This window comes from Paenibacillus thermotolerans (genome assembly GCF_028745515.1).
Lineage (GTDB): Bacteria > Bacillota > Bacilli > Paenibacillales > YIM-B00363 > Paenibacillus_AE > Paenibacillus_AE thermotolerans.
In genome coordinates this window covers 22,816-33,095 of sequence record NZ_JAQZSG010000041.1, presented here as the reverse complement: position 1 = coordinate 33,095, position 10,280 = coordinate 22,816, and the positions used below count along the sequence as shown (strand labels likewise).

General features: G+C 55.5%; 11 protein-coding genes and 1 tRNA gene. 3 read left to right on the top strand and 9 right to left on the bottom strand.

Going from position 1 to position 10,280, the window contains the following annotated elements; all coding sequences use genetic code 11:
* Positions 1 to 230: 230 nt before the first annotated feature.
* A complete protein-coding gene (locus PT964_RS23095) occupies positions 231 to 896 on the top strand; it encodes a transcriptional regulator (RefSeq protein WP_274365724.1) in 666 nt (221 codons plus the stop codon).
* A 526-nt stretch (positions 897 to 1,422) separates the two neighbouring features.
* Here the strand turns inward: PT964_RS23095 and PT964_RS23090 are convergent.
* Positions 1,423 to 1,498, bottom strand: a tRNA-Ala gene (locus PT964_RS23090).
* A 41-nt stretch (positions 1,499 to 1,539) separates the two neighbouring features.
* Entirely contained in the window at positions 1,540 to 1,998 is a 459-nt protein-coding gene (gene nrdR, locus PT964_RS23085) for a transcriptional regulator NrdR (RefSeq protein WP_274365723.1), read from the bottom strand.
* A gap of 110 nt (positions 1,999 to 2,108) precedes the next feature.
* Between nrdR and PT964_RS23080 the strand changes: the two genes are divergently transcribed.
* A complete protein-coding gene (locus PT964_RS23080; protein WP_274365722.1) occupies positions 2,109 to 2,339 on the top strand; it encodes an alpha/beta-type small acid-soluble spore protein in 231 nt (76 codons plus the stop codon).
* Positions 2,340 to 2,397: 58 nt separating this feature from the next.
* Here the strand turns inward: PT964_RS23080 and PT964_RS23075 are convergent, their stop codons facing one another.
* The 5 genes from PT964_RS23075 to polA all read right to left on the bottom strand — a co-directional run bounded on the left by PT964_RS23075 (position 2,398) and on the right by polA (position 7,941).
* A complete protein-coding gene (locus PT964_RS23075; RefSeq protein WP_274365721.1) occupies positions 2,398 to 3,003 on the bottom strand; it encodes a lytic transglycosylase domain-containing protein in 606 nt (201 codons plus the stop codon).
* Positions 3,004 to 3,006: 3 nt separating this feature from the next.
* Positions 3,007 to 3,606, bottom strand: coding sequence for a dephospho-CoA kinase (gene coaE / locus PT964_RS23070; RefSeq protein WP_274365720.1), 600 nt, complete (start codon positions 3,604 to 3,606; stop codon positions 3,007 to 3,009).
* A 13-nt stretch (positions 3,607 to 3,619) separates the two neighbouring features.
* A complete protein-coding gene (ytaF, locus tag PT964_RS23065; protein WP_274365719.1) occupies positions 3,620 to 4,315 on the bottom strand; it encodes a sporulation membrane protein YtaF in 696 nt (231 codons plus the stop codon).
* 83 nt (positions 4,316 to 4,398) lie between these two features.
* Complete coding sequence (gene mutM, locus PT964_RS23060) at positions 4,399 to 5,238, bottom strand: DNA-formamidopyrimidine glycosylase (protein ID WP_274365718.1); 840 nt, start codon at positions 5,236 to 5,238, stop codon at positions 4,399 to 4,401.
* Positions 5,239 to 5,289: 51 nt separating this feature from the next.
* A complete protein-coding gene (gene polA / locus PT964_RS23055) occupies positions 5,290 to 7,941 on the bottom strand; it encodes a DNA polymerase I (RefSeq protein ID WP_274365717.1) in 2,652 nt (883 codons plus the stop codon).
* Between the two features lie 105 nt (positions 7,942 to 8,046).
* Here polA and PT964_RS23050 point away from each other — a divergent pair, with 105 nt between their 5' ends.
* Positions 8,047 to 8,805 carry an HAD family hydrolase gene (locus PT964_RS23050; RefSeq protein WP_274365716.1) on the top strand — a complete coding sequence of 253 codons (759 nt, stop codon included), beginning with the start codon at positions 8,047 to 8,049 and terminating at the stop codon, positions 8,803 to 8,805.
* A 9-nt stretch (positions 8,806 to 8,814) separates the two neighbouring features.
* On the opposite strand, the gene phoU is transcribed toward PT964_RS23050, so the two are convergent.
* Together phoU and pstB are read right to left on the bottom strand one after the other, a co-directional pair.
* Positions 8,815 to 9,477, bottom strand: coding sequence for a phosphate signaling complex protein PhoU (gene phoU, locus PT964_RS23045; RefSeq protein WP_274365715.1), 663 nt, complete (start codon positions 9,475 to 9,477; stop codon positions 8,815 to 8,817).
* Between the two features lie 26 nt (positions 9,478 to 9,503).
* Positions 9,504 to 10,265, bottom strand: coding sequence for a phosphate ABC transporter ATP-binding protein PstB (gene pstB, locus PT964_RS23040; protein ID WP_274365714.1), 762 nt, complete (start codon positions 10,263 to 10,265; stop codon positions 9,504 to 9,506).
* Between the last annotated feature and the right edge of the window lie 15 nt (positions 10,266 to 10,280).

Sequence of the window (10,280 nt, the reverse complement as noted above, 5' to 3'; positions counted from 1 at the left end):
TTTTTGTCCAAGACGAAATCTTAGTCCTTACAGGAATGTTTAGCACCGCAGTGGTCCTCTTGCAGAAACATCGTCTAATTATGCAAAAGACGTTGCTCCAGCCCATCGCTTGTATTAAACTAAACTTAATAAAAAATGGCGTGAAGCACATGCCGCTTTGATGCTGTACCTGTTGTCGGGTACCGTATTGGAGCGGCTTTTTGCTTGTTCGCAGATGGAGGGAAGCAAGAGTGAGTATATTTGATCAACAGTACGAGGAATGGCTGCATAAGCAAATCAACGAGGAAACCAATCCGCGCAGGCGCCAGTTGTTAAACAAAGGATTAGGGCACGGCACGGTCGAGTTTCTGCGATCCATCTGGCATCCGGCGATCGGGCATTTGAATCACTTATACCCGGAGTGGGAGGTGCGCGATCTCGACGGCAAGCTGCGGTATCTCGATATCGCTTATATGCCGCCGCCTGGAGTGAAGGGATGCATTGAGATTCACGGTTACCGTTCGCATGCCCGGGATGTTGATGTGACACGCTTTAAGGATCTATGTATGAAACAGGCAATGTTAGCGCTCGACGACTGGGTTTTTCTTCCGATCGCTTACTTGTCCATTGAAGAAGATCCTGAACGATGCAAGCAGTTAGTCCTTTCGTTCGCAGGGAAGTTTCTCTCCACGCAGGCGCCTTCTGATTTGAATTGGGCGGAAGCGGAAGCGCTGCGGTTCGCTCGTCGGTTGCTGCGCCCCTTCATGCCGGCAGAGCTTGCCGCACACTTGCGATTGTCCGATCGTCACACACGCCGCCTGCTGCACGATTTGGTAAACAGAGGGCTGCTCCTTGTCAGTAGCGGCAATCTCAGGTATCGGACCTATCAAATTCGGATGTCAGGCGGCTTGCTCTAACGTAACGGACAGGGATGCAGCTATTAGGCGTTTTGAATGTAGTTTGCAGTTGTAACGGACACAACCGCAGTTATTACCTCGAAAAGGCGGGGGGCCGCTCCAAAAATCGGGGTTTAGCGTTTGTGGTGTCCGTTAGCGATTTTGAAGAGGGTAAATTGGCGATATAGCGTCCGTAGTGGCCGTTAGCAAAAAGAAGCCGGGTCAAATAGCGAAATTGTGTTCGTTACCAGTTTTCGTGGTGGCCGTTAGTGGAATGGCGTTGGACAATGGCGATATAGCGTTTGTGATGTTCGTTAAAGGGTGGGACATTGGCGATATAGCTTCTGTGGTTTCCATTAAGCGGGATGGTAGCGGGCAAAATTAACAAGTTCCCGACGGTGGTGGCCATTAGCAAGAAACGGCGGGCAAACTTACGAAATAGCGCCCGTGGTGGACGTTTGCACCGCAGGGTTTAGCGAGGGGTAGCGGGAACCGGGTGTAATACCAAAAAAAACACGCTGGATTCAGCGTGTCTGTTTATCGATTATGGTGGACCCTAGGGGGATCGAACCCCTGACCTCATCGCTGCCAGCGATGCGCTCTCCCAGCTGAGCTAAGGGCCCAAAAGCGACAAGAATCATTGTAGCACCCAACCATGTCGCTGTCAATGCGATTTATTCAACAAGGAGGATAGCTCCTTCATAAACATGTCGATATCTTTAAACTGCCGATATACCGATGCGAACCGAACGTAAGCCACCTCGTCCACCGAGTATAGCTGCTTCATCATCAGCTCTCCGATATCGCGGCTTGCAATTTCCGTCGCTGCCGTCTCCCGAAGCTCCCGCTCGACGTCGTCCGCGATCGACTCCAGTCGCTCTACCGATACCGGCCGCTTCTCGCACGCTCTTACGAGTCCGCGGAGCATTTTTTCCCGGCTGAATTCCTCACGGCTCCCATCCTTCTTCACCACCATCAACGGCGCTTCCTCCACCGTTTCGAACGTCGTGAAGCGGCGGGCGCATTTCTCGCATTCCCTGCGGCGGCGAATCGATTTATTGTCGTTCACGGGTCTGGAATCGAGAACCTTCGTGTGGGGATGATCGCAATACGGACACTTCATAAGGGTAAGCTTCCTCCATACCATTCTAATGTTTTACCATACACTACCTGATTCGAACTTGAGACAACCGCACATAATACTATCACCAACGACGAGGAGGTGAAAACAAAATGGCAGAAGGTCAATCCAGAAGCAGCAACGTCTTGGTTGTCCCTCAAGCGGACGCAGCCCTTGACCAACTCAAGTATGAAGTAGCACAGGAGCTGGGCATTCAAACACCGAATGACGGTTACTGGGGTTACATGGCTACTCGCGACACAGGTGCGATCGGGGGGCACATCACTCGCCGCCTTGTACAAATCGCTGAGCAGACGCTTGCAGGTCAACAAACTTCTCGTTAATCCCGGCTTTATGAAGCATCGGGGGGTTGTGCTTTAAGCACAACCTTCCGGTGCTTATTTATTTTGCCCTGGGTGTCGGACTGCCGAGCTCCGGATAAATTTGCGAATACTTTTTATAATAATAATGTACCCGATGAACGTAGTGCCTCGTTTCGCCGAACGGAATTTGATCGACGGTGCTCATGTTGCCGTCCCATCGCCCCGTCTGCAGCCATTTGGCCACGTTGCCGGGGCCGGCATTATAAGATGCCGCTATAATGGCGATTTCGCGCTCTTTGGCGGCGCCCGCTTCGACAAATTGGTTTTGGAGCGACCGGATAAACCACGAGCCGATTTCGATGTTGACCTCGGGCTCGTGGAGCCGGTCCAGCGTCGAGCGGCCGTACCCCGCCTCCGTCACAATCCACTGAGCCGTCGAGGGCATCAGCTGCATTAAGCCGGCTGCCCCCTTCTTCGACTGCTTGTCCGGGCTGAAGTTGCTTTCCACCCGTATGATCGCCGTAAGCAGGTACGGATCGATATCCCGCTTCAGCGCGTTTTCCCTAATGGCTTCTTCATAGTGAATCGGATACATCAACTGACCGAGCCAAATTTTTTCCGAAAACAACCCCACAAGCACAATAATGAGCAGAACGGCATAAATCCTCTTTTTCCGGTACCACATCGATCAAAAACCTTTCCGCTTCATATATTGCTCGATCTGGCGCTCCGTATCCCCCAAGGCGCCGCTGTTATCGATCACGACGTCAGCCAGACGCTTCTTGTCTTCAATCGGCATCTGGGACAATAGCCGCTTCTCCGCATCGTCCCGAGACAGCCCGTCGCGCAGCATGAGCCGCTCCAGCTGCACGCTTCGCGGAACGTATACAACAATAATATCTTCGAACGCGAAGAGCTCGTCCAGTCCGGATTCATACAGCAAAGGGATGTCCACAATTACGAGAGAATTCGGATCGGAGTCGTTCCACGAATCGATCTGGCGCCGCATTTCGTGCCGGATGACCGGATGGAGAATCGCTTCCAGATCGGCTCTGGCGGCATCGTCTCCAAATACGATTTCACCCAGCCGTTTCCGGTTGAGCGACCCGTCCTCCTGCAGCACCCGATCGCCGAACCGGCGCGCAATTTCCGCCAGCGCCGGCCGCCCGGGAAGGACGACCTCCCGGGCAATGACGTCGGCGTCGACGATGTGCGCTCCCCGTTCGGAAAACATGCGCGATACGGTCGACTTGCCGCAAGCGATTCCACCCGTTAATCCGACGTTCATATGCGTGTCTCCTCTATAGCAGTTTAAAGATTCCCATCACGATCAAAATGCATCCGGGAAGCATCGACAGCCTGTTCATCCAACGGTATCCCGAGAACAAATAGCCGAGCTTTGCGCCCCATGCGATAAACACGCCGCAGGCGAGCGCGATCGTTACAGCCGTCAATAGCGGCGGAAATCCGACAAGCGCTGCGCCGATCCCCGCACCGAAGCTGTCAAGAGACAACGCAATGCCGAGCAGCACGGCTTCCGATGCGGATATGACGCCCGACCGGTCCATGTCCGCCGCGGACGGCGTCTTCCATATTTTGATGATGATGCCCAGCGTCCGAATTTCCCAGAGAAGAACGGTACGCTCTTCGTCCGCCGCAGCCGGGCCGGCGGCTCCCTCCGGATCGGTCGGGCGGGCCGCCTCGCGCGAATCGACTTGCTGCCTCGATTCGGCCGTGCTCATCTGATATACGGCCCATAAACCGATGGCGATCAATATGACAGCTCCGGCCGATTTCCCCGCCGTTTCCGGCAGCCAGCCGACGAATAGCTCGCCGATGGCCATGGAGGCGTATAGAACGATCCCGGAGCATAAGGCGACAATGGCGATCGACGTCCAAGGGATGCGAATTTTCCGCATTCCGTACATAACGCCCGCCCCGAAGCCGTCCAAGCTGACGGCTAGGGCTAGCGCGAGAAGCGACAAGTAGGCAGTCAAGGCTTAAGTCCCTCCCTCTTAGGCAAAGGTGAGCTATTGAAGCAAACCTAACCTCAATATATGGGGGAAGGACGTATTGGGTGCTACCGCCGTTTCTTCAAGGGCTGGCAGTGCGGGCAATAGTGCGTTCCGCGGCCGCCGACGACCGTCTTCTCGATCGGCGTTCCGCAGTTCACGCAGGCTTCCTGCTTACGGCCGTATACTTGCAAGCTGTACTGGAAGGACCCTTGCTCGCCTTGGCCGTTTACGTACGACTTTACGGAAGAGCCTCCCGCGTCGACCGCTTCCTTCAGCGTGCCCACGATCGCTTCGTGCAGCCGCTTCAGCTCGGACGGCGCAAGCGACCGCGCTTCGCGCTCGGGGTGAATGCCGGCGCGAAACAACGACTCGTCCACATAAATATTTCCGATGCCGACGACGTGCTCTTGATTCAGCAGCAGCGGCTTGATTTTCGTCTCGCGGTTTCCGATTCGCTTCCGGAACGCTTCGAACGTAAACTCGTCCGATAACGGCTCCATACCTAACTTATGAAGCGGCCCTTCGGAAAATTCCTCTCCCGGGCGAAATAAATCCATCGTACCGAATTGGCGGACGTCCCGGTATCTCAGCTCCGTTCCGTCCGTAAACGCGAACACGACATGCGTGTGCTTCTCCAGCGGGTCTCCGGCTTCGAACAAGCCGTACCGGCCCTCCATCCGCAGATGAGAAACCAGCACCAGCTCGTCCAGAATAAAGCGCAAAAACTTTCCGCGCCGCTCGACCGAACGGAACGTTTGGCCTTCCAGCGCCGCCGCGAAGCGCTCCGGCTCGGCGGGGCGCCTGACGATGCGGGGGAGATGCACGTCCACACGCGATATTTTTTTGCCTTCTATGAGACGGCTCAACGTCCGCCTGACCGTTTCAACCTCCGGCAATTCCGGCATCGTTACCTCACCTCAACCTAGGATTATATCGCAATCCCGGGCGTTCCGTCTTTACTTTGCTTCATACCAATTGTTGCCGAAGCTGACCTCGACTTTGAGCGGCACCGAAAGCTGCAGGGCGGATTCCATCTGCTCCTTCACGAGCGCCTGCATCGTTTCGAGTTCGTCTTTCGGGACTTCAAAGACAAGCTCGTCATGCACCTGCAGCAGCATGCGGCTCTGTACGCCGGCCTCGCGCATCTTTTCGTCGAGCCGGACCATCGCCAGCTTGATAATATCGGCCGCCGTTCCTTGAATCGGCGTATTCATCGCGGTCCGCTCCGCGAAGGAACGCAAATTGAAGTTGGAGGCGTGAATTTCCGGCAAGTACCGGCGCCTGTTTAGCAACGTAGTGACATAACCGTCTTGTCGGGCTTGTTTCACGATGTCGTCCATATATTGGCGCACGCCCTTGAAAACGGAAAAATATTGCTCTATGAATTCTGCGGCTTCGTTCTGGTAAATGCCGAGGTTCTGGGATAAGCCGTAGGCGCTGATTCCGTACACGATTCCGAAGTTGACCGCCTTCGCCTGACGCCGCATATTGGCGTCGACCTCCTCGGCCTTCACGCCGAATACGTCCATCGCGGTCTTCGTATGGATGTCCATATCGTGAAGGAACGCTTCGCGCATCCGCTCGTCGCCGGAAATATGGGCAAGCACCCGCAGCTCAATCTGCGAATAGTCCGCCGCGACAATGCTCCAACCGGGAGAGGAGGGGATGAACATTTTGCGAAGCTTTCTGCCTTCCTCCGTGCGGATCGGGATGTTTTGCAAATTCGGGAACTGGCTGCTCAGGCGCCCGGTCGCCGCGATCGTCTGCTGGAAATACGTGTGCACCTTGCCGGTTTGCTTGCGGACTTCCTTCTGGAGGCCTTCGACATAAGTCGATTGCAGCTTGGCAAGCATCCGGTAATCCAAAATATTTTTAACGACCTCGTTATAAGGCGCCAGCTTCTCCAATACTTCGGCATCCGTCGAATAACCCGTCTTCGTCTTCCGCGAAGGCGGCAGCCCCAGCTTCTCGAACAAAATTTCTCCCAGCTGCTTCGGCGAATTCAGGTTAAACTCCGTACCGGCGAGCGTATAAATTTGACGCATCAGGTGTTCCAGCTTATTCGTCAGCTCGACGCCGTAAGCCTTCAGCTCCTCGACGTCCACCTTGATGCCGCGCAGCTCCATTGACGCGAGCACCTTGGAAAGCGGCAGCTCCAAATCGAAATACAGCTTCTCCATATCGTTCTGCTTCAGCGTCTCCCGAAGCTTGTCCGACAGCAGAGAGACGGCGCGCGCTTTGCGGCCCATAAATGCCGCGAGCGCAGCCGGCTCCGGCATGCGGAACTTGACGCCCTTGCCGTAAACATCTTGATCCGACGGTAGGGAGTATGCGCCGTATTTGGCGGAAAGCTCGCTCAGCGAATAGGCGGAAGCCGTCGGATCCGCCAAATAAGCCGCGAGCGCAACGTCGAAGCCGACGCTCTTCAGCTCGATGCCGAGCCAGCCGAGCGCCAGCTCCACCTTATGGCCGTCATAAATGATTTTCTCGCGCGTTTCGTCCGATAACCATCGGCGCAGCGGCTCGCCGGCGTCTCCAAGCAAGGAGGCGGCCGGCACGAAGAACGCCTGATCGGCGCCCAAGTAAAACGCGGCGCCGGCAACCTCCGCTTCGTGCGGGTTATCACCGATCGCTTCCACATGCACGGCTTTCACGGCATCAAGCGCCCGCGTGACGTCTTCCGGCGTCATAGCGTCGAAATCAAGCAGCTCTACGGGCGGCTGCTCGTCGGAAGCATCCTCCCGCACGCCGCTGAAATCCATCCGCTCCAGGAGCGACTTGAATTCAAGCTTCTGGAACATCGATTTCGTCGCCGCTTTATCGTAGCCCTCGAAGGCCAGCCGGTCCCAGTCCGCATCGAGCTCCACTTCCCGGAATATGGTGGCGATCGCTTTGCTCATCCGGGCGCTTTCCGCGTTCTCTTTGACCGTGTCCTTCATTTTTCCTTTCAGCTCGTCCGCATGCTCCAGCACGCCTTCCACCGAGCCGTATTCCTGAAGCAGCTTGAGCGCCGTCTTCTCGCCGACGCCCGGAATGCCGGGAATGTTGTCGGATGCGTCGCCCATCAAGCCTTTCAAATCGACAATTTGCGCAGGCGTCAAATTGTATTTTTCTTTAATGGCGGACGGATCGAACTTGTCCGTCTCCGTAATGCCTTTGCGCGTCAAGGCGATCGTCACGTGATCGGAGGCGAGCTGCAGCATATCTTTATCCCCCGAGACGACAAGCGTTTCCACGCCCTCTTGGTCCGCCCGCTTCGTCAAGGTGCCTATGATGTCGTCCGCTTCGTAGCCTGGAAGCTCATACTGATGAATGCCCATCGAACGAAGAAGCTCCTTGAGCAAAGGGAATTGCTCCGAAAGCTCCGGCGGAGTCTTCGCCCTGCCGCCCTTATATTCGCCGTATTCCGCATGGCGGAACGTTATTTTTCCGGCGTCGAACGCAACCAGCATGTGCGTCGGCTTCTCTTCTTCTATTAATTTCAGAAGCATCGTCGTAAAGCCGTACACGGCGTTCGTATGCAGTCCCGCTCCGTTCGTAAGCGGAGGCAGCGCGTAAAACGCGCGGTTAATAATGCTGTTCCCATCAATAATGATACACTTGGCCACTTGCGGATCCACCTCTTTTACCATAGCAATTGTTCGCTTTTTCCATCATAGCATAGCGCTGTTTGTTATGCATAATTTGTTACAAGAGAGGGGATGAACAACGCAATGATGAAACGAAATCACGAAAAAACGTCCGGTATTTCCGTAATAGCGTTCGACCTGAATGAAACGCTGGTAGGGTGGAGGGAGGCGTTCGACGAGAGCTTTAAAGCCGCGGTCGGCGACTGGCTCGGACGATGGAGCGAGGACGAGAAAGCGGAGCTTGTTGCCGAAGCGCTGAAGCGGTATCATCGGCAAAGAATACAATGGGCCAAGAAAAAAAGGGCGTCTCCCGCGGCGCTATCTTCCCAAAGAAGCGTTTGGATTAAAGAAGCGATCAAAGATTTCCCCCTGCCGCAAAGCGAAACGGCGGCCGAATCGCTGATCCGCCAAATTTTGCGGAGCCAGCCCTCCTATGCGCGAATATCGGATGAGACGGCGAAGGCGCTTTCGGCGCTGGCCAAATCGTACCGTCTTGCCATCATCAGCGATACGAACCGGGATACCGCGCTCCGTATAACCGCGGCTTCGGGGCTTAAGCGGTTTTTCCCCGAATCCCGCATATTCACTCCCGCCGCAGGCGGGCGGCGCAAGCCCCATGCATCCCGCTTCGCCGCCGTCGCCCGCGCCTTGAAGACGCCGCCGAGCCGCTGCGCGATGGTCGGCGACTCCTGGAGGCGCGATGTAAGCGGGGCCGTCAAAGCGGGCTGGCACGCCGTCTGGATGAAGCCTGGCGCAAAAAAACCGGCCTCCCGCCGTATTGTAAGCGGTAAGCCGGTCATTCAAATCGGATCGATCGCGGAGCTGCCGAACGTATTGCGTTAAAGCCGTTCGTTATTGGTTCAAATCCGGGCGCTGTCCCATCACGAGGTAGACGACGCTCTCTCCGATATTCGTCGCATGGTCGGCCATCCGTTCGAGAAATCTGCTGACGAAGCAAAGATGAAGCGCCTGATTGACGGTGCTCGGATCATGACCCATCACCGTGAACAGCTCGCGCAAAATTTGGCTGTGAAGATGGTCGACCTCGTCGTCCATCTTCGCCATTTGGTAGGCGAGATCGACGTTTTCGTCGATATAGGCGCGCAGACAATCGTTCGTCATGAGCTGGACGATTTCCGCCATCTTCGGAATATCTACAAGCGGTTTAATGAGCGGCTCGCCGTTAATGCGGCGCACCGTCTTGGCGATATCGACCGCCAGATCGCCCATGCGCTCCAAGTCGCCGGCCATCTTGAACGAAACGAGAATTCTGCGCAAATCTTTGGCGACCGGCTGCTGCAGCGCGATCAGCTTCGTGCCCATCTCGACGATATTTTCTTCCATGCGGTTCAGCTCCGGGTCGTGTTCGACGACGCGGTTCGCCCGGTCAAGATCGTTGGTGCGCAGCGCCTCGACCGATTCGAGTATGGCCTCCTCCACTTTCTTCCCCATGTCGATGAGAGCTTGGCGAAGCTCTTGCAGTGCGCTGTCAAATTGCTGACGTTGTAAAGCCATACAAACACCTCTTCTTTTCGTTCTGATTAGCCGAATCGGCCTGAGATGTAATCTTCCGTGCGCTGATCTCGGGGGTTGGAAAACAGCTTGACGGTTTCATTGAATTCCACGACCTCGCCGTTGAGAAAGAACGCCGTATCGCCCGAAACCCTTGCAGCCTGCTGCATGTTGTGAGTTACGATGACGATCGTATAATCATTCTTCAGCTCTTGAATCAATTCCTCTATTTTCAAAGTGGAAATCGGGTCCAGCGCGGAGGTCGGCTCATCCATGAGCAAAATTTCCGGGTTGACCGCAAGCGCCCGGGCGATGCAAAGACGCTGCTGCTGGCCGCCGGAAAGGCCGTAGGCGCTTTTCTTGAGGTCGCTCTTTACTTCGTCCCATAGCGCGGCGCCGCGCAAGCTCTTCTCCACGATCTCGTCGAGCTCGGATTTCTTGGTTATGCCGTGGATTCTCGGCCCGTAGGCAATGTTGTCGTAGATCGACTTCGGAAACGGGTTCGGCTGCTGAAACACCATGCCGATCTTTTTGCGAAGCAGCTCGACGTTTACCGCCGGGTCGTAGATGTCCGTTCCGTCCACCTTTATTTTCCCCTGAATCTTAACGCCTTGAATCATGTCGTTCATTCGGTTCAGCGTGCGGAGCAGCGTCGACTTGCCGCAGCCGGACGGCCCGATGAACGCGGTAACGGCATTCGCTTTAATTTGCATATTGACGCTCTTGAGCGCATGAAAATCCGTATAGTACAGCTGCAAATCTTCGATGCTTACGATGGTGCGTGTGGTCACGTTTCGTTCCTCCCG